Source organism: Massilia sp. IC2-477, assembly GCF_020707265.1.
Classification (GTDB): Bacteria; Pseudomonadota; Gammaproteobacteria; order Burkholderiales; family Burkholderiaceae_D; genus Telluria.
In genome coordinates this window covers 12,268-37,082 of record NZ_JAJFEQ010000017.1, presented here as the reverse complement: position 1 = coordinate 37,082, position 24,815 = coordinate 12,268, and the positions used below count along the sequence as shown (strand labels likewise).

Below are 24,815 nucleotides of genomic sequence, written 5' to 3'. Positions count from 1 at the left end.
GACATGCTTCTGACAATTCTGGATTTCATATGAACGCGACGAACAACACAGGCACCGCCGGCAACGGCACTCCGGGTAACCAGGGCGGCCATTCCGCCAAGATCATGGTCGTGGACGACGACGTGCGCCTGCGCGATCTGCTGCGCCGCTACCTCACCGAACAGGGCTTCCAGGTAGTGACGGCGGAAAGCGCGCCGGCCATGAACAAGCTGTGGCTGCGCGAGCGCTACGACCTGCTGGTGCTGGACCTGATGCTCCCCGGAGAAGACGGCCTGTCGATCTGCCGCCGCCTGCGCGGCGCCGGCGACCAGACCCCGATCATCATGCTGACCGCCAAGGGCGAGGACGTGGACCGCATCGTCGGCCTCGAGATGGGCGCCGACGACTACCTGCCCAAGCCTTTCAACCCGCGCGAACTGGTGGCGCGCATCGGCGCGGTCCTGCGCCGCAAGGGCCCGGACGAGATTCCGGGCGCACCGAGCGAAACCCCGCAGACCTTCGAGTTCGGCGACTTCGTGCTCGACCTGGGCACCCGCACGCTCAAGAAGAACGGCGAGACCGTGCCCCTGACCACCGGCGAATTCTCGGTGCTGAAAGTGTTCGCGCGCCATGCGCGCCAGCCGCTCTCGCGCGAAAAGCTGATGGAGCTCGCACGCGGCCGCGAATACGAAGTGTTCGACCGCTCGCTGGACGTGCAGATCTCGCGCCTGCGCAAGCTGATCGAGCCCGATCCTTCGAGCCCGCTGTACATCCAGACCGTCTGGGGCCTGGGCTACGTGTTCATCCCTGAAGGACAGCCGCGCTAGTGTTTGCCCCGTTCTCGGCGGCGCGCCGCGCCGCGCGTTTCGCCTGGTACCGCAGCGGTCTGTTCTGGCGCACCTTCCTGCTCATGTCGCTGCTCACCGCGGCCTCGATGGGCTCGTGGATCGGCATCATCAGCGCGTTCCAGCGCGGCCCGCAGGTGGAACAAACCGCCCAACTGGCGATATCGGCGGTCACCATTACCCGCGCCGCCCTGGTCCACTCGGCGCCCGCGCAACGGCGCGAACTGCTGCTCGAACTGGTCCTCAACGAAGGCATCCGCGTCCTGACGAAGAACGAGGACGACCTGGTCGAGCCGCCCACCAATCCCCTGATGCCGGAGATCTCGGCCATCGTGCGCGAGCGGCTGGGCAAGCAGACCCGCTTCTCGAGCGGCGTGAACGGGGTGCCGGGCTTCTACATCAGCTTCAACATCGACGAAGACGAATACTGGCTGATGCTCGAGCGCGAGCGCCTTTCCCCATCGGGAGTGCAGTGGCTCGGCTGGGCCACGCTGGTCGGCCTGCTGTCCCTGATCGGCGCCGCCTTCATCTCCTCGCTCGTCAACCGTCCGCTGGCGCGCCTGACGGCCGCGGCGCGCGCGATCGCCAAGGGCGAAAAGCCCGCGCCACTGCCCGAAAAAGGCTCGCAGGAGATCATCGAGGCCAACCGCAGCTTCAACCAGATGGTCGAAGACCTGGCCCAGGTCGAGAAGGACCGCGCCGTGATCCTGGCCGGCATCTCGCACGACCTGCGTACGCCGCTGGCGCGCATGCAGCTCGAAGTCGAGATGGCGCATTTGCCGCAGGATGCGCGCGAAGGCATCCAGTCGGACATCAACCAGATGGACGCCATCATCGGCCAGTTCCTCGACTACGCCAAGCCGACCGACGCCGCCACCTTTGTCGCGGTGAATCTATCCGAGATGCTGTCCGAGGTCGGGCGCGAAGCGGGCCGCATCCGCGACCTGCGGGTGCAGGTCGACCTGATGCCGGGCGTGCACGTGATGGGCAACGCGACCGACCTGCGGCGCGTGGTCAACAACATCATCGAGAACGCCCGCAAGTACGGCAAGACCCCTGGCCAGGACTACACCGAGATCGCGATCGTGTTGCGGGTCAAGGCGACCGGCCACGGACGGCGCGCGGTGATCGAGATCTGCGACCACGGCGTGGGTGTGCCGGAAGACCAGATCAACCAGCTGCTGAAACCCTTCACGCGTCTGGACAGCGCGCGCGGCCAGGCGAATGGCGCGGGCCTCGGCCTGGCGATCGTCGAGCGCGTGCTTACCCGCCACAATGCCGAGCTCACGGTCAGCAACCGCGAAGGCGGCGGCCTGCTGCTGCAACTGGCCTTGCCGCTGGCCGGGTAAGCCTGCCGCGATGAGCGACACTGCCGCCGCCTACGACCTGCTTGCCGAGCGCTGGCTCGACGCGGCCTTTGACCCGCTCAACGGCTTGGCGCAGCACGAACGCGCCCTCGCCTTCCTCAACCAAGCTGTCGGCGGCTGGGCGCTGAATGCGGGCTGCGGCTGCAATACCCGCTTCAACGCCGCGATGCGCCTGCATGGCCTGCAGCTCGAAGGCATCGATCTATCGGCGCGCATGCTGGCGCTGGCGGCAGAAGCCGATCCCGACATCGTGCTGCACCAGGCCGACCTCTGCGACTGGCAGCCGGCGCGTACCTACCGCTTCATCAGCGCTTGGGACAGCATCTGGCACGTGGGTCTTAACCAGCAGCGCCCGCTGATGGAGAAGCTGCTGGGAGCGCTGGACGATGGCGGCGTCATGATCTTCAGCGCCGGCGGACTGGACGCGCCGGGCGAACACGTGGACGCGAGCATGGGCCCGCCGCTTCGCTACAGCACGCTCGGGATTCCCGGCCTGCTCGCGCTGCTCGCCGCTGCCGGATGTGCGCTGCGGCACCTGGAATTCGACCAGTACCCGCAGAAGCACGTCTATCTCATCGTCCAGCGGCTGCCTCTCTAGGCGCCTGCCTGAGGCTTTGCAGGGCCGACGCCAGCGTCGGATAGCGGAACACGAAACCTTCGCACTCCAGCCGGCGCGGCACCACACGCTGGCCCTCCAGCAGCAGGTCGGCCTGCTCGCCCAGCGCCAGGCGCATCAGCCAGCCGGGCGTGGGCAGGAAGCTGGGGCGGCGCCAGGTACGCGCCGCGATGCGGCTGAATTCCGCCTGGGTGACGGATTCGGGCGCGGTGAAATTGGTGGCGCCCGCCTCCGCCACCGCCGTGTCCACGAGCGCCCGGCGCCAGCGATGGGCGATGGCATGCAGCGCGTCGTCCACATGGATCCACGACAGCCACTGGCGCCCGCTTCCCAGCCTGCCGCCGACACCCAGCAGGATCGGCAGCAGCATCATGGGCAGCGCGCCGCCCTTGCCGAGCACCAGTCCAAAGCGCATGCATTCGACCTGCACGCCATAGTGGGTCGCCTCGCCCGCCGCCTCTTCCCACTCGCGGCACAGGTCGGACATGAACACCGGCTGCGGCGGCGCGGCCTCATCGAGCTCGGTCGCGTCGCCGATCTTCTGGACGCCGTAGTAGCCGATCGCGGAAGCGTTCAAGAGCAGGAAGGGCTTGTGCTCCGCGCTAGAAATCCAGCCGACGAGCTGGCGCGTGAGCGTGACGCGGCTGCGGCGCAGCGCTTCCTTGCGCGCCGCGCTCCAGCGTGGACCGAGGATGCGCGCGCCCGCCAGGTTAATGACGACGTCGACGCGGGTGGCCGGCGATAGCGCGTCCATGGACGCGATGCAGCGCACCTGGCCATCGAAAGTCCACGCGGCCTGCCTAGGCTGCCGGCTCAGCGCAATCACCTCGTGACCGTCACGCAGCAGCGCGCGCACCAGGTTCTGCCCGATGAAGCCGGTGGCGCCGGTCACCAGCACGGTGCGCTTTTGCGTGTCGAAGGAGGTCACCACTTCCGTGGCATCCTTGCGGCCGGCCCGGTCACGCTGCCACAAGTACAGGAGCGGCGGCACCAGCACCAGCAGCGCGAACAGGTCGATCCACAGGTGCGGCCACACATTTGCGCGCAGCGAGACCAGGATGTCCTGCGGCGCCCACAGCAGCAGCCCGGCCGCCATCCACAGCCAGACCTGCGGCTGGCGCAGGCGGTCCGCCAGGTGGATCAGGGCGATCATGAACAGCGCCATCAGCTGCACGGTCGGCCCGAACAGCGAGATCCACCATACCTGCAAGCCACGCGCCTCGAGCGGCGCGCCGGCCTGCCAGAAGGCGTTCTCGATGCCGCCGTGGTAGGCGCCGAAGACCTGGGCGCCGGCAAACCACGGCAGCAGCGCCCCGACCAGTACGTGCCCTGCGGCGACCGCGTACAGCCAGCGGATGGTCCAGCTGCGTAGCGCATTGTCGTTCATCGTGTTCCTATTATTTCATGAATGGATTGCCGACGCTGCACACACCGTCCTCGCACCTGGCCGGCAGGCGCAGGCCCAGGCGACGCGAGATCGCATAGCGGTGGCGCGCGAACCAGCGGTAGGCGCTGGCAAGCAGCGGACGCAGCGCGCGCACGCGCAGCGGCCACACCATCCAGCCGCGCCCGGCGAGGGTATAGGCGGCGAGCATGCAGTCGATGCCGACCAGGACCTCCCCCGCGCGGGTCATGCCGTGCAGTTCGCGGTTCAGCGCCGCCATATCGGCGCCCAGCGGCGAGGGGTCGAAGCCGGGCTGCGCGATGTCGACGAAGGCGAGTTGCCGCTTACGGTCCCAGTCGTGCAGCCGGCGCATGCTGCCCACGCAGAAGGGGCAACGGCCGTCGTAATAGAGGGTCAGGTCGCTCATGGCTTTTCCTTGCCGGCCGGGAGGAAGCGCGCCAGCGTGCCGCCCATCGCAAGCATGCGCTGCAGGGTCTGCGGCGGCAGGTGCTGGTAGTCCTGGAAGGTGGTGCTGAGCATCTCGAGGAACTCGAGCACGGTCTGCATGCGCGCCAGGGTCGCGCCATCGAGTTCCTTGTCTTCTTCGCCTTCGATGGCGCACTCGCGCAGCACGCTCAGGGTAGGATCGATTTCGCGGCGCTTCCTCTCTTCCAGGATGACCCGGAAGATTTCCCACACGTCCTGCAGGGCCTGGAAATGGTCTCGCCGGTCGCCCAGCACGTGGGTCACGCGCACCAGCTTCCAGCTCTGCAGCTCCTTGAGGCTGTTGCTGACGTTGGAGCGCGCTACGCCGAGCGTGTCGACGATGTCGTCGGCGGTCAGGGGGCGCTCGGCCAGATAGAGCAGCGCATGGATCTGCGCCACGGTGCGGTTGACGCCCCAGCGGGTGCCCATTTCGCCCCAGTGCAGGACGAATTTCTGTGCCGTCGGACTCAGGCTCATGATTTTCTCTTATTTCTGTGATTACAGAAATTAAAGAACAAAATGAAGAAAAACGCAAGCGCGCGTTTGATTCCATGCGGGGAGGATGGACCGTGGGCGTCCCGCGGTTCGCTATACTGTCGGCTTTCGACTTTCGCGAGCCCGCCATGACCCAATCCGCCGCCCTCTCCTACCGTGACGTCGAACTGGCCGCCGAGCGCCTCCTTGGCGCTGCGCACCGCACGCCGGTACTGACCTCGACCACGGCCAACAAACTGTCCGGCGGCACGCTGTTCTTCAAGTGCGAGAACTACCAGCGCATGGGTGCGTTCAAGTTCCGCGGCGCCTATAACGCGATCGCGAAGTTCGACGATGCCCAGCGCGCCGCCGGCGTGCTGACCTTTTCGTCGGGCAACCACGCGCAGGCGATTGCCCTGTCGGCGAAGCTGGCCGGCATCAAGTCGACCATCATCATGCCGCAGGACGCGCCGGCCCTGAAGGTCAAGGCGACCAAGGAATACGGCGGCGAAGTCATCACCTACGACCGCTATACCGAGAATCGCGAAGAGATCGGACGCCGCCTCTCGGAAGAGCGCGGCATGACCCTGATTCCGCCCTACGACCATCCCGACGTAATCGCCGGCCAGGGCACGGCAGCCAAGGAACTGTTCGAGGAAGTCGGCGAGCTCGACATCCTGCTGGTGTGCCTGGGCGGCGGCGGCCTGCTGGCCGGCTGCGCACTGGCCGCGCGCGCACTGTCGCCGAATTGCAAGGTGATCGGCGTCGAGCCGGAAGCCGGCAACGATGGCCAGCAGTCATTGCGCAAGGGTGAAATCGTGCACATCGCCGTGCCCAAGACCATCGCTGACGGCGCCATGGTGACCCACATCGGCGAACACAACTTCGACGTCATCCGCCGCGCCGTGGACGACATCGTTACCGTCAGCGACACCCAGCTGGTGCAGACCATGGCCTTCTTTGCCGAGCGCATGAAGATGTTGGTCGAGCCGACCGGCTGCCTGGCGGCGGCTGCGGCCCTGCACGGCGTGGTGGACGTCAAGGGCAAGCGCGTCGGCATCCTGATCAGCGGCGGCAACGTCGACCTGTCGCGCTTCGCCGAACTGATGCAGACCCTGGACGCCTGATGGACTTCATCCAGTCGCCCGAGCTGCCTGCGCCTGCCGGGCATTATTCGCAGGCCGTCGTCACACGCGGCGGCCTGGTCTTCGTGTCGGGCGTGCTGCCGGCGCGCGAGCTGGCCGATGCCTCGTTCGAGGCCCAGTGCGCTTCGGTATTCGACCAGTGCCAAAAGATCCTGCGCACGGCCGGCTGCGGCTTGAATGACGTGGTGCAATGCACGGCCTACCTGGCGGACGTCGAGTTGTGGCCTGCGTTCAATACCGCGTATGCCGGCGTGTTCGGCGAGCACCGGCCGGCGCGCGCCGTGGTGCCGGTCCCTGGCCTGCATTACGGTTTCCTGGTGGAAGTGCAGCTGGTGGCGGAAAGGCCGCACGGCTGAGAGATTCGCGTGCGCATGGCGCGCACGCGTGAGGCAGCGAACAGAAGCGTGTAAGACGAATTCGGACAATGGAGGCTCCAGTACAAGGAGTCGACCATGAAGCGTCACCTCTGTCTCAGCATCCTCATCGCGGCAATGGCCGCGCCTGTTGCCCATGCCGGTTCGGACATCGTCAAATGCGTTGATGGCGCCGGCCGCGTCACCCTGACCGACCAGCCCTGCGACAGCGGCACGACCATGGTGCGCCTGGCGAGTTCGCCGGCGGACGAAGGCATTACGCGCGCAGACCCGTACCCACTTGCCACCGAACATGGCACCCTGCCGCCGCCACCCGTCCAGCGCCGCCAGCTGCTACCGCGCGTCAAGGCCAAGCCGATGATGCGCGACGTAGCCACGCTCAAGGCAGCGCGGGCGCAGTTCCTGTTGATGGATGCGGGGGCCAGGCGCACCCTGGCGACGCTGGACTAAGCGCGCCCGGCTTTTCAGTGCACGTCCCGCAAGCGCGTCACACTCGCCAGATGCAGCTGTGACGGCGACTCCAGCAGCCTGAGCAGTTCCAGCACATCCGGATGCGTGATGAAGTCCGCAGCCGAGCGCGCTTCCAGCATGCGTTCCGGCGGCTGCGAGCGGGCCACGGCCCAGCCCTGCACGTAATCCACGCCGATCTCCGCCAGCGTCTGCACGGTGGCCGCGTCTTCAGCCCATTCCGCGATCGTCTTCATGCCCAGGTTGCCTGCCAGGCTGACGATCGCTTCCACGATCGCAACATTGGCCGGGTGCGCATTGATGTTCACGATGAAATTACCGTCGATCTTGAGCACGTCGGCCGGCAGTTCCTTCAGGTAAGAGAACGAGGTGTAGCCTGCCCCGAAGTCGTCCAGCGCCACTTTCACGCCGAAGCTGCGCACCTGGTCGATGAAGCGGCGCGTGTTGTTGAGGTCGTGCAGGGCGACGCTCTCGGTGATCTCCAGGCACAGGCGGCTGGCCACGTGCACGTAGCGCCCCAAGATGTCGAAGGTGTCCTGCACGAAACGCTCGTCGTTGAGCGAGGCGCCCGACAGGTTCATGCACACGAAGCGGGTATTGACCAGTTGCTCGGCGTGCTCGGCGATCCAGGCCAGCGTGGTGTTCAGCACCCAGCGGTCGATCATGCTCGCGCGTCCGCTCTTCTCGGCCGCCGAGATCACGGCGCCTGCCGGCACCACGCGGCCATCCGGCTCGCGCATGCGCAGCAGCACTTCGAAGTTCAGCGATTCGCGCGGGCTGGCCAGGGACATGATCGGCTGCATCTCGAGCAGCAGGCCATCGGTGGCGTTCGGGCCGGAGAGGCGCGCCACCATGTCGAGCTCGGCCGCGCGCTGGCGGAAGGCTTCGGCGCCGCGCTCGTACACCACCAGGCCCTCGCCTGCACCTTGCTTGGCTTCGCGGCAGGCACGGTCGGCGGTCGAGACCGCATCCTTCATGGCCATGCCCGGCGTGACTTCGATCAGGCCGACCGAACCGCGCACGTGGAAGGCCTTGTCGCCCACGCGGTAGGGCGTATTGCCGAGGCGGTCGACGATGCCGCGGCAGATGATCGAGGCCAGCGGGATCGCCGTTTCCGGCATCAGGACCACGAATTCGTCGCCGCCCACGCGGCCAATCTGCTGGCCGCCGGCCAGCATGGTGGCCATGCGCTCGCACACCTGCTTGAGCACTTCGTCGCCGGCGGCGTGGCCGAACAGGTCGTTGATCAGCTTGAAGCGGTCGAGGTCGACGTAGGCCAGGGCCATCGGCTTGCCTGCGCCCATGCCGCCGGCAGCCAGCGCGAACTCGCGCTCGATGCCGCGGCGGTTGAAGACCTTGGTCAGCGGGTCGTTGTTGGCCATGAACTGCAGCTGCTCGGTGGCCTTGTGTTTCTCGGTGGTGTCCTGCAGCACGCCCTCGATGCGGGAACGCGCCAGCGTGGCGCTGACCAGGAAGCGCTGGCTGCCGTCGCGGCTGGTCAGCTCCATCTCGGCCTCGGCCTTCGCATGCACCTGCTCGTGCAGTTCGGTCCAGGTGCTTTCGGTGAAGAACTGGCGCCACGCGGTGCGGCCCGGCACGAAGCTGGCAATGCCCAGCATCTTTTGCAGCGCCGGATTGACGCTCAGGAAGTGACCGACCATGTCGAGCGTGAACAGGCCCACCGGCATGGCCTGGTAGGCGTGCTCCAGCTGCTGCTGGGCTTCCTCGCGCTGCACGGTCTCGACCCGCATCTGCTCGGCCACGGCCAGCGCCGCCAGCAGGCTCGAAGCCAGCGCGGCGGTGACGCTGTTGATCACGCCCAGCAGCTCGCGCATGCCAAGCGCCGCCGAGGCGACCTCGGCGATGGTGGCCAGGAAGCTGACCGCGAACGAGGCGGCAAACCAGGACGCAACGCGGTTGCGCGATTCCGCGATGATCTTGAACAGGCCCACCGTCATCACCGACAGGCAGCACACGGTGATGCCCCACAGCAGCGGCAGGTACATGCCGTAAGGCAGCAGGATGGCGGCGGCCAGCATCGGCATGCACAGCCACTGCATGACGCGGAACGGCAGCACGTAGCGCAGCGCCGCAATGTTTTCCTTCAGCAGCGCCTGGTACAGGGTCAGGGTGGCGATGCCGTACAGTGTGATGCCCACCGAACGGCTCAGCAGCAGCCAGTCGGAAGGAATGGTCTGGCCCAGCCACTGGATGTCCCAGCCGGCCGACAGCGCGGCCACGCGCAGGTTCAGCACCAGCCAGCCAGCGAACAGCACGTACATCGGCTGGCGGTTGATCAGGGCCGTGATCAGGATGAAGATGGCCAGCACCACCATGCCGCCGTCGAGCAGGCCCGACTTGCGGTGGTACTGCTCGACCGACAGCTCGTACTGGTCGGCCGGCCATTGCAGCACCGACAGGCGCGCCGGACCGGCAAAGCTTGCCCGGCACAGCAGTTCGGTCGGCAACTGTGCCAGCTTCAGGGCAAAGCCGGCCTTGGACCCTTCGATCGATCCGGTGCCGGACCCACGGATGGCGGCGCCCAGCGGCGCCAGGCTGACGGCATCCCAGCAGGCCACGTCGATCGCATGGCGCGACGGGAATTCGATCACCTGGCTGCCTGCGCGCGGCATCGGCTCGAAGACGAACCAGACCGGGTCTTCGGACAGGCGGGTGTCATGGGAGGTGACGAGGCCGGCCGCGCGGGCGCGCGCCAGCGCGGCGCCGGGGCCGAGATTCGCTTCCTGCTGGACAGTGACGTGCATCGACAGCGGCACGTCGCCGACGGTGCGGTACTGGTCGTGCCAGAACACCAGTGCGATCAGGGAAACGAGCCCGATCCCGAGCGGAATCAGGTAATACGAGAACAACTTCAACACCTGCTCCACCACCGCGTGTGCGGCGGCCAGGAGCGAAGAACGACGTTGTGGTGTTGGAATGGGCATAGGCTGGATCGATGCGGTCGGAAGCGCCAGCCGCAAAGGCGGGCGCATCAAGGCGCAAGGATACAGCTTTAAAGTGATGCCGTCATGCAATATTTGGTCAGATGGCCACGAATTCGCGCGGCTGCAACGCCAAATTCTTTATTTGCCTCGCATACGCGATCCTGGCCAGGAGCGGCGGGGTCGCCGGTCCGACATCGATATCCGGGTGATGGGTATCGAAGAAGAACTTGACCAGCGGATGGCCGGCGTCGCGGTAGCGCTGCTCGAAACTGCCGATCTCGAAGGCCATGACGCGGTGCGGCAGGTTGCCGACATGGCGCAGCGGGATCGCGCCCTGCCCCGGGAACACGTCGGCAAACAACAGCTGTTCATATTGGCGGTCGACCGGCGGGCGGCCGGTGGCCACTGAATAATCGATGGCATTGTCTTCGCAGTACATGAAGCAGGCCTTGATCAGCGCCAGCTTGACCACGCGGCCGACCCGGCCCTCGTCGATGCCCAGGCGCGTCGCTTCGACCAGGCGGCGGCCCTGCAGCCAGTCCGGCAATGCGACCGATTCCTCGACGCCCAGTGGACGATGCAGGTTGGTGCGGATACGCGTGCTGCCGATCGGCGTGCCGTCCAGCTTCGACTCGGCCAGCAGCACGATGCTGTCGTCTTCATAGTCGGCCGCTTCGGGCAGGGCCAGCGAGCGCGCGAATTCCGGCACATGGCGCGCGTAGGCGGCGTGGCGGATGTTGACGGCCTTGAGCAGGTCGGCCTCGGTTTCCACCCGGCGAACGGTGAACGGCAGGCGCTCGATGAAGCGCGCTGCGGCACGCGCTTCACGAGCAAGGCGTGCCGAGTTGCCGGCGGGGTGAGACACGACTGGATCGAATAGCGACATGAAGAACTCCGGATTGAGATTGTGAAACAGAACTTGTCTGAATCAAATTATCAATCTGTTCAGCAACAATCTAATTGCTGAGCTGAAGTGCTTTCTTGCCTCTATTTGTCCTACAGAACTGAAAGACTAGTCCTACAACTGGAGCACGCTCGTACTTAACAATGTCTTCACAATCCGGTCGAGCCATGTCATCAGCCTGTCATACCAAACCATCAGGTGCGGCTGGACCAACGACCAGCGGTCTACATCATGCGGGCGCTGCCGGAGACCCGGATCGAACTGCCGGGCTCGTCTCCGATCTCGGCGCTCAGGCGCGAGCGCATGCCCATGTCCTCGCCCTGCACCACCTCGATGCGTCCGCCGTGCGGCCAGCCGAGGTCGCGCAGATAGCCCGCCAGCGCAGCGGTGCCGGCGCCGGTGGCCGGGTCTTCCAGCACCCCGCCCGAGGCGAAAGGATTGCGGGTATGGAACAGCTGTGGGTGTTCGGCCCAAGCCAGCACGACGGTCACGATGCCGTGTTCGTTCATCAGGCGCCGCCCGGCGTCCAGTTCGTAGGCCATGCGCGCCAGGGCGGCGCGGCTGTTCAGCGCCAGCACCAGGTGGTCGGCGCCGCCGTGGGCCAGGGCCGGTGGGATGCGTTCGTCCAGGTCGACGCGGGTATAGCCGAACAGCGCGAGGAAGGCATCGACCAGGGCGGCGGGCGCGGCTGCGCTGCGGGTCGGCGGCGACTGCAGGCTGGCGGCCACGCGTTCGCCATCCTTCCTGCCCTCGACCGAGATCGCGGCCGCGTTCAGCGCCAGTGCGTAGCGCCCGTCGCCGAAGCGGCGCGCCAGCGCCGCGCCCAGCGCGATGGTGGCATGGCCGCAGAAGGGCACCTCGGATTCGGGCGAAAAATAGCGTGCGCGCCAGGCCTGGTGCTGGCCGGCGGGTTCGGGCGCAGCGAACACCGTCTCGGAAAAGCCGATCGCCTGCGCCAGCGCCGCCATCTCGGTGGCGGGCGGCAGCGCCGCGCCGATCCAGACGCCGGCCGGGTTGCCGCCCTGGTCGCCGTCGGAAAAGGCTGCGATGCGCAAAATGTCGGATGGATGCATGGCGGTCTTCACTTCAATGAGGAGAAACCGCCATCATAATGCGCCCGCCAGCGCCTGCCCACCTCTGCCTACGGACAGCCCTGCTGCATCGCCGCCGCCATCTCCTCTGGGGAGACGTCGCGGATGTGGGTGGCCATCGACCAGCGGTGCCCGAAGGGGTCTTCGACCACGCCGTAGCGGTCGCCCTAGGCTGGCTGTCGCGCTTTCACGGCGTTGCTTCACGCTATCTGCCGAATTACCTTGGTTGGCGCTGGGCGCTGGATGAAGACCGAATTAACGCCCCCGAGCACCTGCTGCAGACGGCAATCGCCGTTTTCCACATCCAACGATGACAGCGCCAAAAGCATGCGCTCGCGCTAACCGTCGAGTACGTCCTTCAAGCGGCGCGCGAGGAAATCCACCAGGGCCGCCACCCGCGGCGCCAGCGATCCCTGCTTGTAGAACACGGCCCACACTGGCTGGGTCCACGGCAGCGTGGCGTCTTCCAGTACCGGAACCAGGCGGCCCGTCTCCACGTCGGCGCGCGTGAGGAAGTGCGACAGCGAGGCCAGGCCTGCGCCGGCCAGCGCCAGGTGGCGCACCGTTTCGCCGCTCGAGGCCGTGACCGCGGGCGTCACCGTCCAGCCCTCCCCGCCCGCGTGGCGCAAGGGCCAGGTATTCAGGGTCGCCGGCGCCGTGAAGCCGAGCGTGCGATGCGCCTTGAGCGCCTCGACGCTTTCCGGCGCTCCGTGCCTCTCGATGTACGCGGGCGCGGCCAGTACGCGCAAGCGGCTCGCGCCGAGGCGGCGCGCATTCAGGGTCGAATCGGGCAGCGCGCCAATGCGGATCGCCAGGTCGGCGCGCTCCTCGATCAGGTCGACGTAGGTTTCGCCGCTGACCAGTTCCAGCTGCACCAGGGGGTAGGCGTCCTGGAATTCCGGCACCAGGGGCGCCAGCAAATGGTCGAGCGCGGGCGTGGCGGCGTTCACCCGCACCAGGCCGGAAGGCTGCGAGCGGCGCGCCGCCGCTTCCGCTTCCGTATTGGCCAGTTCGGCCAGCAGGCTGCGCGCCCGCCCCAGCAGCCAGCTCCCCTCCTCGGTCAGCTGCAGGCGCCGCGTCGTGCGGTGCATCAGCGTCATCCCGAGCGCGTCCTCGAGCCGCGAAATGGTGCGCGACACGCCCGAAGGCGTCTGGCCGAGGCGCTCGGCGGCGCGCGAGAACGAGCCCGTATCTATGACGGTAGAAAATGCAATCAGTGCCTCTACGTCGATCATTCGTGACTCCACGTCAAAAGTGAATTGTACGTCAAGGCATTTTTCCATGCGGGCGGAACGCGCACACTGCCGGTCTGGATCAATCCGGCATACAAAGGAGAACCCCATGCCACTCGCTCTCTGGGCGCTCACGCTGAGCGCCTTCGCCATCGGCACGACGGAATTCGTGATCGTCGGCCTCATTCCCACCATCGCGGCCAGCCTGCAGGTATCGGTGCCCTCGGCCGGCCTGCTGGTCAGCCTGTATGCGCTCGGCGTGGCGGTCGGTGCGCCGGTACTGACCGCGCTCACCGGGCGCGTGCCGCGCAAGCAGCTGCTGCTCGGCCTGATGCTGCTATTTACCATCGGCAACCTGGTCGCCTGGATGGCACCCGGCTATGCCGCCCTGATGGCGGCGCGTGTGCTCACGGGCCTGGCCCACGGCGTTTTCTTCTCGATCGGTTCGACCATCGCCACCAGCCTGGTGCCGAAGGAAAAGGCGGCCAGCGCGATCGCACTGATGTTCACCGGCCTGACCGTGGCCCTGGTCACCGGCGTGCCGCTCGGGACCTTCATCGGCCAGCACTTCGGCTGGCAGGCGACCTTCCTCGCGGTGTCGCTGCTGGGGGTGGCGGCCATGGTCGGCAGCTGGATCCTGGTGCCGGCCCACATCGCGGGCAGCAAGCCTTCCAGCCTGCTGACCCAGCTTGCGGTCCTCAGGAAGCCTCGCCTGCTGCTGGTGTACGCGATGACCACGCTGGGTTACGGCGGTTCCTTCATCGCCTTTACTTACCTGGCGCCGCTGCTGCAGGAAGTCTCGGGTTTCAAGGCGTCGAGCGTGAGCCTGGTGATGCTGGTGTACGGCGTCTCGGTCGCGGCCGGCAATATCTGGGGCGGCAAGCTGGCCGATCGCAAGGGACCGCTGCCGGCGCTGCAGATCGTGTTCGCGCTGCTCGCGCTGGTGCTGCTGGCGCTTGTCTTCACTGCACCCAACAAGTGGCTGGTCCTGGGCACCGTGCTGGCCTGGGGTGCAGTCGCCTTCGGCAACGTGCCGGGCCTGCAGGTCTACGTGGTGCAACGCGCCGAACGGGATGCGCCGCAGGCGGTAGACGTCGCCTCGGGCCTGAACATCGCCGCCTTCAACGTCGGCATCGCGCTGGGCGCCTGGGGCGGCGGCCTGATCGTCGCCAGGCTCGGGCTGATGGCCACGCCCTGGATCGGCGCCCTGATCGTCGCCGGCGCGTTTGCCCTCACTACCCTTGCCCGTTACCTGGATCGGCGCGACGGCCTGCCCGCCAAAGCCTTCGCCCCGACCGCCGTCGTCACTCACTAATCTTCTCGACAAGGAATTTTCATGCACATGCCACAATTCGGCCTCGGCACCTTCCGCCTGCAGGGCCAGCAGGCCATCGACTCGGTCCGCGACGGACTCGCACTGGGCTACCGCCACATCGACACCGCCCAGATCTACGGCAACGAAGCGGAGGTCGGCCTCGCGCTGGCCGACGCCCGGGTTGCGCGCGGCGAGGTCTTCGTCACCACCAAGATCTGGACCGAGAACCTCGGCGCCGACCGCCTGGCGTCAAGCCTCGAAGAGAGCCTGCGCAAGCTGCGCCTCGAACAGGTCGACCTCACGCTGATCCACTGGCCTTCGCCCGGGGAGGCGGTGCCGGTGGCGGAATCGATGCAAGCCCTGCTCGCGGCGCGCGACGCGGGGCTCACCAGGGCGATCGGCATCTCCAACTTCCCGATAGCGCTCATGCGCGAAGCGATCGCCGCGGTGGGCGCGCACAACATCGCTACCAATCAGGTCGAGCTGCACCCCTACCTGCAGAATCGCAGGCTGGCCGCGTTCGCGCACGCAGCGGGCATCCACGTCACGGCCTACATGCCGCTTGCCTACGGCAAGGTGATGCTTGACCCGGTGATCGGCGCAATTGCCGCACGCCTGGGCGCGACGCCGGCCCAAGTGAGCCTGGCCTGGCTGATGGCCAAGGGATACGCCGTGATTCCGTCCTCGACCAGGCGCGCCAACCTGGAGAGCAACCTGAGGGCGCCCAGCCTCGTGCTGGAACGGGAGGACATTGCCGCGATCGATACGCTGGACCGAGGCGAACGGCTGGTCAGCCCCGAGTTCGCACCGGAATGGGACTGAGCGCTATTCGTCCAGCTCGGGATAGTGGCGGAAGATCCCGTTCTGGTTGAACGGGATGCGCCGCGGCGAAGCCAGGTAGGCCGCGATGTTGGGACGCGCCGCCACCCGGTCGCGCAGGGCGCCAAGTGCCGGGTAGTCGCCCTCGAGGCGCTTCATCGCGTTCGGGAAGGCATAGCGCAGGCCCTCGATCACCTGGAACAGCGACAGGTCGGCATAGGTCGGCTTGTCGCCCACCAGCCAGTCGCGCGGCTCGGGGTTGCTCAGCAGGCGCGAGAAGTAGCCGAAGAACTTGGGCAGGCGCGTCTCGATGAAGTCGGCGGCGCGGCGCTGCGCTTCCGGCTTCTGGTCTTCGTAATAGAGCGAAGTGGCGATCGGGTGGTGGGTGTCGTGGATCTCGGTGACCAGGTCGGCGATGGTCAGCTGGAGCTGGTGGGTCCAGAGACGGCCGGCCTCGATGCGTGGCGCCAGGCCGTGCTGTTCGCCCAAATACAACAGGATGTTGGCGACCTGGCCGATCGTCAGCTCGCCCGCGCGCAGGAAAGGCGGCGCGAACGAAGGATGCGCTTCCGTTTCCAGGGCCGACATGAGCAGGTCCATGCCGCCTTCGCGACGCGCCACGTCCACATAGTCGGCTCCGGCTTCTTCCAGGGCGAGCCGGACGAACTCCCCGCGTCCCTGAATACCCGGCCAGTAAAAAAGTTCATACGCCATCGTGCACCTCCGGTCTGCTTCGGTCTGGCGCAATTATCGATGATGAATCAGAAGCGTGTCGCCCCATAAACATGGTAATCTTGATTGCCTGTCAGGCGAAAACAAAAAGTCGCAAAAATCGCATAAAGCCGATCCGAGAGAGAGACAACATGAACGCAAGCCTTCCCTGCGGTTTCATTCACCTATCCATCCTCCCTCCCTATTCCGCAGGCAGTAGTTAGCCTCCCGGCCAATTGCATGGCAGAATGTGATTTTCTGCCGTGCAAGCCCGCAGTATTGGCGGGCATCCAAGATAAAGACAGTGGCGCCATCCCGGCGTCCGCAACTTTACGCCGACTGGAGCGCTCACATGATCTTCGCTCACCTGACAAGACACTGGCTCGCAAGGCGCAGCCAGTACACGCCCGCTTCGTGGATGCTGAGCATCGTGCGCAGCCTGCGCGTGCTGCGCTACTGGCGCGAGCACCAGGCCCTGTGCCGCCTCGACCTCGTGCGCCGTTTCGTGGCGGCCGCTCCCAGCGACGACCTGTTCCACCATCTCAGCCACCGCAGCTACCTGTCGAAAGACCTCACTGCGCGCCAGCGCGTGCAGTGCGTGCTGTCGCATTACCGCTTCGAAGACGCCGCCTTCAGCAACGCCTATCACCAGGCGGTGTATGGCGGCGGCGGGCTCACGTTGTGGCAACACGACACCGGCGAGCACAATTTCGTCCTGCGCCTCGAGACGGCGCCGCGCCACGATGCCGAGGGCGACCTCACCATTTCGCTGGTCGCCGACGGCAAGTACCTGCATCGCCTGTCCTACACCTGGGTCGACGGCCAGCTGGCGGGCAGTAATCTGCCGACCGTGCCTTTCGTCACCCGCAACCAGGGACGCTGGACGGATTCCGGCGCCGCCTTCGACGCCTTCGAAGAAGCCTTTCCCAACAACTCGCCCAGCTTCTTCTGCTTCGCCGCGATGCAGGGCGTAGCGCAGGCGCTCGGCATCGACCAGGTGGTCGCCATCAAGTGCACCTCGCACATCGCCTACGATCCGCTCGACGTCAAGCACTTCGAGAATGCCTACGACGGCTTCTGGCGCATCCTGGGCGGGGTCGAGATGCCCGGCCGCAGCTACCTGATCCGCCTGCCCTTCTACCTCAAGCCGCTGGCCGACATGCCGTCCAAGCACCGCAAGCGCGCCGCCCAGCGCCGCGAATTCTGGCGCGCCATCGGCGACTCCACCCGCACCACGATCCTGCGCCACATGGTGCCTGCCGCCAGCGTGCAGGCGCACGCAGTGGCGGGGGCCACGGCCGAAGCCTGAGAAGCCCATGCGGCTGCTCGGTCCTTCGTTCGGGCTCGGGGCCGTTCTGGCGGGCGCCATGCTGCTCGGCGCTGCGCCGGCAAGCGCCCAGGGACCGACCTTCCCGGGCCTGGTCAGGCTCGACGCCTTGGTCTACGAAGCGGTGACGGCGCAGGCGCCGAGAGGCGTCAGCCGCCTCATCCTCACGCCGATCGAGGGCGGCGCGGTGGCGCTCGACTTCCGCATCGTCGCCCCCAACCCGACGCAGCACAAGGGCCACATCCAGGGGCTTGCCACCCGCGAGGGCATGCGCTACACCCTGAAGGCGGCCAACTTCATCGAAGACGGTTCGCTCGACGATCCCAAGCCATGCACGCTGCTCATCGAAGCGGATGCAAACCGCGCCCGGGTCGTGAGTGCCGAGCACTGCAGCGGCTTCCATGGCGCCGCCGCCAGTTTCATGGAGCAGGGCCAGGACCTGGTCCGGGTGCCCTGAGCGAGGACGTGCTCAGGATGCCGGCGATGCCGGTGACCGCGCCGCCCTGGTCCACGATCGCATGGGCGAAGACGTCGACCCAGCGCAGGTCCGCCCCTTCGACCCGGAAGCGGATTTGCTGCCGACAGTATGCCAGTTCTCCCCTGACCAGAGGGCGGAGCAATTCCCGTTTGCGTTCGCGGTCTTCGGGGTGAACGTAGTCGAAGCAAGACCTGCCGAGGGAGGCGGCGACCGGAAAGCCGGTGAGCGTTTCCCAGGCGGCATTCAGGAACACCCAGTGTCCCGCTTCATCGGCCTGGAACACGACTTCCTGCAGGTCGTCGAGGACGCTTTCGGCACGCGCTTCGTTGGCATGATCGAGCATGTGTAGGTTCATTGGGGTTCACGCCTGGTAAGGGAGTGCCGGTTGGCGCGCCGCATCCGCCTCGTCCAGCTGGAAGATGCCGACCACGGCATTGAGCTGCGCCGCCTGGACGCGCAGCGATTCCGCTGCGGCCGCCGCTTCGTCGACCAGGGACGCGTTCTGCACCGTCATCTCGTCCAGGCCGGCGATGGCGCTGTCCACGCGTTCGATGTCGGCGCGCTGCGAAGCGGTGGCGCTGCTGATGTGGCCAATGATGCCGGTGACGCGATGCACCCCCTCGACCACCCGGCGGATAGTGCCGCCAGCCTGGCCCACCAGCGCGGCGCCGGCGTCGACCTTGGCGACCGAATCCTCGATCAGTGCCTTGATTTCCTTCGCCGCGGCGGCCGAACGGTGCGCCAGGTTGCGTACTTCGCCGGCAACGACCGCGAAACCGCGTCCCTGTTCGCCCGCCCGCGCCGCTTCCACGGCCGCATTCAGCGCCAGGATATTGGTCTGGAAGGCGATGCCGTCGATGACCGAAATGATGTCAACGATCTTTTTCGAGGACGCGTGGATCAGTTCCATCGTCGCGACCACCTGCTCGACCGCCGCCCCGCCCTCTTCCGACACGACCGATGCCGTTCCGGCAAGTTCACTGGCCTGCTGCGCATACCCCGCGTTCTGCTGCACGGTCTCGACCAGGTGAGACATCGAGCTGGCTACCTGGGCCAGCGCGGCGCCCTGCGTTTCGGTACGCCTGGACAGGTCGCCGTTGCCAGTGGCGATCTCGGACGAGGCCGCGGCGATCGCCTCGGTCCCCTGGCGCACCTTGGTCACGATGTCGGACAGTTCGCCGCGCATGGTCGCCATCGCCTGCATCATGCTGCCGGCGCCCGCGCGCGAGATGTCCACCGGATGGTACAGGCGACCTTCGGCAATGGCGCGCGCCACGCTGGACGCCTGCGCCGGCTCCCCGCCCAGCTGGCCTAGCAGGCTGCGCACGATCACCATGCCGACCAGGGCGCACAGGACCACCGACACCGCGCTCAGGCCCGAGATCCAGTAGCGCGCGCCGGCGGCCTCGGCTTCGGTGGCCGCGCTGGTGTCCGCATTGCGCTGCTGCAGGGCATGCACCAGCACGTCGATGTCGGCAACGATCCGGCGGCGCAGGGGACTGCACTCCTCGACCAGGAACAGGCCGAAGGCTTCCATGTCACCGGACGCCCGGTAGGCCTTCGGACGCTCCAGCTCCCTGGCCATGGCCAGCATGCCTTCCTTGACCTTGCGGTACTGCGGCTCCTGGCCCAGCACCGGATCCAGGCGCGCCAGGGCCGCCAGGTAATCCGTCTTGAATGCCTCGACCAGGTCGAGTTCGCGGCGCGCGGAGGCGTCGTCCTTGAAGATGTAGGCGTTGCGCGCGGCGATGCCGGTCTGGGCCAGCGCTTCGCGGGCAGCGTACAAGGGCTCGAGCTGCTCGTTGCGCACCGTGTTCGAGGCATGCAGGGCGCCCTGGATACTGTTGACGCGGCTGATCGAGAAGACGGCCAGGATCAGGGTGATGGCGAGGACCAGTCCGAATGCGAGGTAGAGCTGCCTGGCGATACCGCTATGTTGTAGGAAATTCATGATCGATATGGAGTTGTTTGTTCTGCTCGTCATTTTAATCATATTTGAACAGAGATTTCCAAGCGTCAACAAAATATATCGAATTTATCGATTTACGTTGGGTTTACGCACTGCGATCGGAGTGGCTTCCCAGACGGTTCCTTGTTGCCAGATTCGCCACGGCCGCCATCGTCCGTGGTACACTGCCGCCTCGCTAGGGGTCCTGGTGCGCGTTCAGAACGCGCTGCCGGGTGAGAGATACCCTTCGTACCTGATCTGGATAATGCCAGCGAAGGAAAGCGCAACGCAGTGCCCATTCTTGTTTGCCCTTCCCCCACGTTGGCTCCGGCTTTTTGATTAAAAGCAGCGCGCCATGTTTCGTGCGCGGCGCGCGAAGACGAGCAAACCCATGACATTCAACCTGAAGCATTCCGTCCTTGCCTGCGCCATCCTGCAGGCCTTCTCCACGAGCGCCTCGGCCCAGCAGGACCAGGGCGTGACCTCGGTGGTCGTTACCGGCAGCCGCGGGGTCACCAGCGACCGCGCCAGCATCGGCGGCTTTTCGGAGACGCCGCTGCTCGACACCCCGGCCTCGATCACGGCGATCAGCCGCACCCAGATGCTGGACCTGTCGATCCGCAGCGCCACCGACGCGGCCCGCTTCGACGCCTCGGTCGGCGACGCCTATAACGCCATCGGCTACGCCGAGCAGTTCTCGATCCGCGGCTTCGCCCTCGACAACGCGACCAGCTACCGCAAGGACGGCATCGCGATCCCCGCCGACACCCAGATCCCGCTCGAGAACAAGGAACGCATCGAGATACTGCGCGGCCTGGCCGGCCTGCAGGCGGGCGTGGCGGCGCCGGGCGGCATGGTCAACTTCGCTACCAAGCGCCCGACCAATACGCCGCTCCGTTCGGTGCTGGTGGGTGCGGGCGAGCGCGGCACCGTGCACGGCTCGATCGACCTGGGTGGGCGCCTCGAAGACCGTCGCTTCGGCTATCGCATCAATGCCGCTGCGGAGGACCTGAAATCGTATGTGCGCGGCGCCGACGGCGAGCGCCAGTTCGTCTCCAGCGCCTTCGACTGGCAGATCAGCCCCGATGCGCTGCTGCAGTTCGATGTCGACCACCAGCACAAGTCGCAGATCACCGCGCCCGGCTACCAGCTGCTGCGCAACGAAACCCTACCGACCGGGATCTCGGCCAAGACCCTGCTGAATAATCAGCGCTGGACCAAGCCGGTGGAAACCGACAGCAGCAACCTGGGCCTGCGCTTCGAGTACCGTCTCAGCCCCGACTGGACGGCGACGATCACGGCCAACAAGCACTGGTTCAAGCGCGACGACTACACCGCCTTCCCCTACGGCTGCAGCAACGAAGGCGACGGCTTCTATCCGGGCTACTGCTCGAACGGCGACTACGACGTCTACGACTACCAGAGCGTCGGCGAGCGCAAGAACCCGTGGGGCGCGCAGGCCATGCTGCAGGGCCGCTTCGCGACGGGTGCCGTACGCCACCAGCTGACCGTCGGCGCTTCCATGTCGGAGCGCCACGACAGCTTCGGCGAATACGTCTACGACTACGCCGGCTCCAGCAACATCTACAACAACCAGCTGGTCGATCCGGCCCCGGGCAATCCGCGCACCGGCCCCGTGATGGAGCGCCGCAGCGACCGCGAAAGCGCCCTGTTCGTGCAGGACGTGGCGACGCTGACCGAACAGCTCACGCTGCACGCCGGCCTGCGCTGGACGAAGCTCAAGCGCGACGAGCTGGCCGAGATCGAGCAGGGCTGGGTGCATGCGGACGATTCCTTCGTGCTACCGAGCGTGGCGCTGGTCTACAAGCCGGCGCGCGACTGGACCATCTACGGTTCGGTGAGCCACGGCCTGCAGCATGGCGGCATCGCCGAGATGGGCACTGCCAACGAAGACACCGTGCTGCCCCCTGGCCGCTCCAAGCAGATCGAAATCGGTGTCAAGGGTGTGGTGAACGAGGCGCTGATGCTGTCCGCCGCCGTGTTCGACATCAGGCAGGGCCTGGAATACGTCAACGCCGCCAACCTCTTCGTGCGCGCCGGCCAGCAACGCCACCGCGGCGCTGAATTCTCGGCGCAGGGCAAGCTGAATGCGGACCTGAACTACAGCCTGTCGCTGATGGCGCTCGACGCCAAGCAGACCGGCACCGGCGACGCCGGCGTCGAGGGCAAGCGCGTGACCAACGTGCCGGAATTCCGTTCGACCGCCTGGGTGGAGTATGCGGTGCCGGCGCTGGCCGGGCTGAAGGTGGACGCGCTGTGGCAGTACTCGGGCAGCAAGGCCTTCGATCCGGCCAACCGTGCGGTCGTGCCGGGCTACCACGTGGCGGGCCTCGGCGCGTCCTACGCGCTGCGCCTCGCCGGGATGAACACGATTCTGCGCGCGCGCGTGGACAACGTGTTCGACAAGTTCTACTGGCGCGACGTCACGCAGTCGCTGGGCGGCTACCTGCTGCCTGGCGCGCCGCGGACCTTCCGCGTGACGGCGCAGTTCGACTTCTAAACAGCCGCGCTGTCGTAGGGTGGGCGGGTCTCCCGCCCACGCGGTGATAGTTGGATCATGTGCGGCCGTGCCGAATGATCTTGCTGATGGTCGACCGCGTGGGGTGATTCGGGCCAGTGGCCCGAATCACGAGCCGCCCACCCTACGAAAACTGCGCAAGCCCCGCCTTAGTCCGCCAGGTCCGCCAGCTTGCCCAGGCAACGGCGCTGGAAGCCGTTCAGTCCCGTGGTGACGAAACTGTCGTCATCCTCGATCACGCTGGCATCCAGCAGCAGGCGCAGCTTGGCGATGCGGTCGCCCTGGGCCACCGCCTGCGCCGAGTTCGACGCATCACGTGCGCCCGCCTGCGCGATCGCATCGACTACCTCGGGCGGGAAGTCCCAGTGCCTGGCAATCACCGACGACAGGCGGCGGCTGGCGGCGAACAGCTCGAGGCCGAAGGTACCGGAACCCGGCACCTTGCCCTCGCAAACCCGGTCGGCCACCTGGAACGCGACCTGCAGGCCCACGTTCTGCATCAGGCCCGCCAGATAGGATTCGAACACGCCTGCGGACAGTCCCGGCGCCATCACGCTGGCCGCAAAGGCGCAGCGCTCGGAATGGCGCCACACGTTCGGGGCCACCTGGCGCGCCACGCCCTGCACCTTCACCCGGACCAGCGGACGGATCGCGATGCGCGCCAGCAGCATGCGCAGGCCGTTCAGGCCGAGCATGGTGACGGCGCCGTCGAGGGTCTCGATCGGCGTTGCCGGGCGGTAGTAGGCGCTGTTGGCTTCGCGGATGACTTCCGCCACCAGCACCAGGTCGCGCCCTACCTCGGCGGACAACGCGGCGGTCGAGATGTTTTCGTCGGAGAGCGCGCCCAGCAGCTGGGTTACCAGTTCCGGCACCCGCGGCACCAGCCCGGAGGCATTCTCCGGATGGTCCGCCAGGGCGCGTACCTCGGCCAGGATCTGTTCTTCGACTTCCGGGCTGGCGTTGGTGCCGCTCGAGGCAACCAGCCAGCGGTAAAAGGCGGAGTCGACGTCCGCCGCCATGTCTTGTTCGCTCACCGCCGCCAGGTCGGCAGCAATGACAGCGTCAGTCTCCTTGTCGGCCGAGCCGAGCAAGCGGCCAATCCATTTTTTCACAACACACCGCCATCGTTATTGTAAAGACAGGTAACTATTTTAATACCATTAGGCAATGAATGGTAAATTGAGAAAAGTTTTCTGTCGATCTATATCAATAGCGAGGGTCAATTTCTACCGCGGGACCCAGGAGCGCCTCGGCCTGCGCCATCCGTGCCTCCAGGCTGCCCGCCAGCAGGACATAGGGAATCGCGCGCAGCTCCAGCGTCTCGACCAGCATGCGGTGCACCTTCTGGCGCACCTCTTCGGATTCACGCTGCAGACCGTCCGGTTCCCACGGGCTGTCGGGCGCCGTGACAAAGGTCCAGGCGTAGTCGTGGCGACTGTCCAGACGCGCCAGCTGCGGATCGACGCGGCCCCAGTACTGGCGGCTGTACAGCGCCGTCATCAGGGGGGTGGTGTCGCAGAACAGGAAGCGGGTCGCACGCTTGGCCGCCTCCATCTCGCGCTCGCGCTGGGTGCGCGCGATTGGGTACTGGTCGCTTTCGAAGGGCACGCGCGCCTGGGTATCGACGAACTCGCGCAGGTATTCCGGCACCCAGACGGTAGCGTAGCGGACCGCAAGATGTTCGGCCAGGGTCGATTTTCCGGACGATTCGGCGCCCAGGATCGCCACCCGCGCCACCTGCCCGCTCACGCATCCCTCCGCGCGATGTTGGACCAGGCGCGCCAGCCGGTCCATGCCAGCACGACGAACACCGCATACAGGAACGCGGTCAGCATCAATCCCTTGTACACGTACAGGCCGACGTAGAGCACGTCCACCACGATCCACACCAGCCAGTTCTCGACCTTCTTGCGGCCCAGCAGGAGCTGTCCCACCAGGCTGCCCGCGGTCAGGAAGCCGTCCGCGTGCGGCACGTCGGTGTCGGTCAGGTGGTCCAGGAAGCTTGACAGCAGCACGAAGCCGGCCAGCCATGCGGCGATGGCCCAGCCCCATGCGGCGCGCTTCAGGCGCGTCACCACCAGCGGCTGTTCGCCGGCGCCGTGCAGCCACTGGTACCAGCCCCACACCGAGGCCGCGATGAACACGAACTGCAGGCCCATGTCGCCATACAGCTTGGCCTCGAAGAAGACGGCGGCGTAGGTTGCCGAGGAAGCGATCGAGAACAGCCAGGCCCAGTGCTTCTGGCGGATGTTGAGGGCCACGGTGGTCACCGCCAGCAGGAAGGAAACGAGTTCCAGCGGCGTGGTCGTGAGTCCGGCAAGGGTGAGTGTGTCGTTCATGTGCTCGAATGGGAAGACGCCGGATGGTA

At 66.5% G+C, this 24,815-nt stretch carries 24 protein-coding genes, 2 pseudogenes and 1 riboswitch; of the genes and pseudogenes, 12 read left to right on the top strand and 14 right to left on the bottom strand.

What is annotated here, in order from left to right; all coding sequences use genetic code 11:
• The first annotated feature begins 104 nt into the window (after window positions 1-104).
• From ompR to LK542_RS23460, 3 genes are read left to right on the top strand one after another with little or no spacing between them, the layout of a single operon-like run.
• Entirely contained in the window at window positions 105-806 is a 702-nt protein-coding gene (gene ompR, locus LK542_RS23470; protein WP_051306146.1) for a two-component system response regulator OmpR, read from the top strand.
• On the top strand, window positions 806-2,173 hold the full coding sequence (locus tag LK542_RS23465) for an ATP-binding protein (protein ID WP_227803416.1): 1,368 nt from the start codon (window positions 806-808) through the stop codon (window positions 2,171-2,173). The genes ompR and LK542_RS23465 overlap by 1 nt, the downstream gene beginning before the upstream one ends.
• Before the next feature lie 10 nt (window positions 2,174-2,183).
• The gene (locus LK542_RS23460) at window positions 2,184-2,789 is read left to right on the top strand and encodes a class I SAM-dependent methyltransferase (protein WP_227813807.1); all 606 of its coding nucleotides are present in this window, start codon (window positions 2,184-2,186) and stop codon (window positions 2,787-2,789) included.
• On the opposite strand, the gene LK542_RS23455 is transcribed toward LK542_RS23460, so the two are convergent.
• From LK542_RS23455 to LK542_RS23445, 3 genes are read right to left on the bottom strand one after another with little or no spacing between them, the layout of a single operon-like run.
• Window positions 2,764-4,194 carry a TIGR01777 family oxidoreductase gene (locus LK542_RS23455; RefSeq protein WP_307728997.1) on the bottom strand — a complete coding sequence of 477 codons (1,431 nt, stop codon included), beginning with the start codon at window positions 4,192-4,194 and terminating at the stop codon, window positions 2,764-2,766. The genes LK542_RS23460 and LK542_RS23455 overlap by 26 nt on opposite strands.
• Before the next feature lie 10 nt (window positions 4,195-4,204).
• Window positions 4,205-4,618 (bottom strand): DUF393 domain-containing protein, encoded by a 414-nt coding sequence (locus tag LK542_RS24915; RefSeq protein ID WP_307728996.1) that lies wholly within the window; start codon window positions 4,616-4,618, stop codon window positions 4,205-4,207.
• Entirely contained in the window at window positions 4,615-5,154 is a 540-nt protein-coding gene (locus LK542_RS23445) for a GbsR/MarR family transcriptional regulator (RefSeq protein ID WP_227813806.1), read from the bottom strand. Before LK542_RS23445 ends, LK542_RS24915 begins: the two co-directional genes overlap by 4 nt.
• 146 nt (window positions 5,155-5,300) lie before the next feature.
• On the opposite strand from LK542_RS23445, the gene LK542_RS23440 reads away from it, so the two are divergent.
• From LK542_RS23440 to LK542_RS23430, 3 genes are all read left to right on the top strand, one after another.
• Window positions 5,301-6,278: a threo-3-hydroxy-L-aspartate ammonia-lyase gene (locus LK542_RS23440; RefSeq protein ID WP_227813805.1), complete on the top strand. Its 978-nt coding sequence runs from the start codon at window positions 5,301-5,303 to the stop codon at window positions 6,276-6,278.
• Window positions 6,278-6,652, top strand: a complete 375-nt coding sequence (locus tag LK542_RS23435) for a RidA family protein (RefSeq protein WP_227813804.1) — start codon at window positions 6,278-6,280, stop codon at window positions 6,650-6,652. Before LK542_RS23440 ends, LK542_RS23435 begins: the two co-directional genes overlap by 1 nt.
• Before the next feature lie 96 nt (window positions 6,653-6,748).
• On the top strand, window positions 6,749-7,120 hold the full coding sequence (locus LK542_RS23430; protein WP_227813803.1) for a DUF4124 domain-containing protein: 372 nt from the start codon (window positions 6,749-6,751) through the stop codon (window positions 7,118-7,120).
• Between the two features lie 14 nt (window positions 7,121-7,134).
• Here the strand turns inward: LK542_RS23430 and LK542_RS23425 are convergent, their stop codons facing one another.
• The 4 genes and pseudogenes from LK542_RS23425 to LK542_RS23410 all read right to left on the bottom strand — a co-directional run.
• The gene (locus LK542_RS23425; RefSeq protein WP_227813835.1) at window positions 7,135-10,017 is read right to left on the bottom strand and encodes an EAL domain-containing protein; all 2,883 of its coding nucleotides are present in this window, start codon (window positions 10,015-10,017) and stop codon (window positions 7,135-7,137) included.
• Window positions 10,018-10,180: 163 nt separating this feature from the next.
• Complete coding sequence (locus LK542_RS23420) at window positions 10,181-10,969, bottom strand: hypothetical protein (protein WP_227813802.1); 789 nt, start codon at window positions 10,967-10,969, stop codon at window positions 10,181-10,183.
• A 242-nt stretch (window positions 10,970-11,211) separates the two neighbouring features.
• Window positions 11,212-12,060, bottom strand: a complete 849-nt coding sequence (locus tag LK542_RS23415) for a PhzF family phenazine biosynthesis protein (protein ID WP_227813801.1) — start codon at window positions 12,058-12,060, stop codon at window positions 11,212-11,214.
• 68 nt (window positions 12,061-12,128) lie between these two features.
• Window positions 12,129-12,245 (bottom strand): annotated as a pseudogene (locus LK542_RS23410) (VOC family protein); the annotation flags it as partial.
• Between the two features lie 3 nt (window positions 12,246-12,248).
• On the opposite strand from LK542_RS23410, the pseudogene LK542_RS23405 reads away from it, so the two are divergent.
• A pseudogene (locus tag LK542_RS23405) lies at window positions 12,249-12,392 on the top strand (IS1595 family transposase); the annotation flags it as partial.
• Between the two features lie 24 nt (window positions 12,393-12,416).
• Here LK542_RS23405 and LK542_RS23400 read toward each other — a convergent pair.
• The gene (locus LK542_RS23400; protein WP_227813800.1) at window positions 12,417-13,313 is read right to left on the bottom strand and encodes a LysR family transcriptional regulator; all 897 of its coding nucleotides are present in this window, start codon (window positions 13,311-13,313) and stop codon (window positions 12,417-12,419) included.
• Window positions 13,314-13,419: 106 nt separating this feature from the next.
• Between LK542_RS23400 and LK542_RS23395 the strand changes: the two genes are divergently transcribed.
• Window positions 13,420-14,625: an MFS transporter gene (locus tag LK542_RS23395; RefSeq protein ID WP_227813799.1), complete on the top strand. Its 1,206-nt coding sequence runs from the start codon at window positions 13,420-13,422 to the stop codon at window positions 14,623-14,625.
• Window positions 14,626-14,646: 21 nt separating this feature from the next.
• Window positions 14,647-15,447, top strand: coding sequence for a 2,5-didehydrogluconate reductase DkgB (gene dkgB / locus LK542_RS23390; protein ID WP_227813798.1), 801 nt, complete (start codon window positions 14,647-14,649; stop codon window positions 15,445-15,447).
• Between the two features lie 3 nt (window positions 15,448-15,450).
• On the opposite strand, the gene LK542_RS23385 is transcribed toward dkgB, so the two are convergent.
• A complete protein-coding gene (locus tag LK542_RS23385; protein WP_227803431.1) occupies window positions 15,451-16,158 on the bottom strand; it encodes a glutathione S-transferase in 708 nt (235 codons plus the stop codon).
• Between the two features lie 349 nt (window positions 16,159-16,507).
• Between LK542_RS23385 and LK542_RS23380 the strand changes: the two genes are divergently transcribed.
• Together LK542_RS23380 and LK542_RS23375 are read left to right on the top strand one after the other, a co-directional pair.
• On the top strand, window positions 16,508-17,464 hold the full coding sequence (locus LK542_RS23380) for a DUF535 family protein (protein ID WP_227803432.1): 957 nt from the start codon (window positions 16,508-16,510) through the stop codon (window positions 17,462-17,464).
• A 7-nt stretch (window positions 17,465-17,471) separates the two neighbouring features.
• On the top strand, window positions 17,472-17,939 hold the full coding sequence (locus tag LK542_RS23375; protein WP_227813797.1) for a hypothetical protein: 468 nt from the start codon (window positions 17,472-17,474) through the stop codon (window positions 17,937-17,939).
• Here LK542_RS23375 and LK542_RS23370 read toward each other — a convergent pair.
• Both LK542_RS23370 and LK542_RS23365 read right to left on the bottom strand, forming a co-directional pair.
• Entirely contained in the window at window positions 17,902-18,303 is a 402-nt protein-coding gene (locus tag LK542_RS23370) for a PAS domain-containing protein (RefSeq protein WP_227813796.1), read from the bottom strand. The two genes, LK542_RS23375 and LK542_RS23370, sit on opposite strands and share 38 nt — an antisense overlap.
• An 18-nt stretch (window positions 18,304-18,321) precedes the next feature.
• Window positions 18,322-19,911, bottom strand: coding sequence for a methyl-accepting chemotaxis protein (locus tag LK542_RS23365; protein WP_227813795.1), 1,590 nt, complete (start codon window positions 19,909-19,911; stop codon window positions 18,322-18,324).
• 185 nt (window positions 19,912-20,096) lie between these two features.
• A riboswitch (TPP riboswitch) is annotated at window positions 20,097-20,205 on the top strand.
• A 94-nt stretch (window positions 20,206-20,299) separates the two neighbouring features.
• Here LK542_RS23365 and LK542_RS23360 point away from each other — a divergent pair.
• Entirely contained in the window at window positions 20,300-22,429 is a 2,130-nt protein-coding gene (locus LK542_RS23360; protein ID WP_227813794.1) for a TonB-dependent siderophore receptor, read from the top strand.
• Between the two features lie 167 nt (window positions 22,430-22,596).
• On the opposite strand, the gene LK542_RS23355 is transcribed toward LK542_RS23360, so the two are convergent.
• The 3 genes from LK542_RS23355 to pnuC all read right to left on the bottom strand — a co-directional run bounded on the left by LK542_RS23355 (window position 22,597) and on the right by pnuC (window position 24,786).
• A complete protein-coding gene (locus tag LK542_RS23355; RefSeq protein ID WP_227813793.1) occupies window positions 22,597-23,559 on the bottom strand; it encodes an HDOD domain-containing protein in 963 nt (320 codons plus the stop codon).
• Window positions 23,560-23,653: 94 nt separating this feature from the next.
• The gene (locus tag LK542_RS23350; RefSeq protein WP_227813792.1) at window positions 23,654-24,196 is read right to left on the bottom strand and encodes an AAA family ATPase; all 543 of its coding nucleotides are present in this window, start codon (window positions 24,194-24,196) and stop codon (window positions 23,654-23,656) included.
• Complete coding sequence (gene pnuC, locus LK542_RS23345; RefSeq protein WP_227803439.1) at window positions 24,193-24,786, bottom strand: nicotinamide riboside transporter PnuC; 594 nt, start codon at window positions 24,784-24,786, stop codon at window positions 24,193-24,195. The genes LK542_RS23350 and pnuC overlap by 4 nt, the downstream gene beginning before the upstream one ends.
• Window positions 24,787-24,815: the final 29 nt, after the last annotated feature.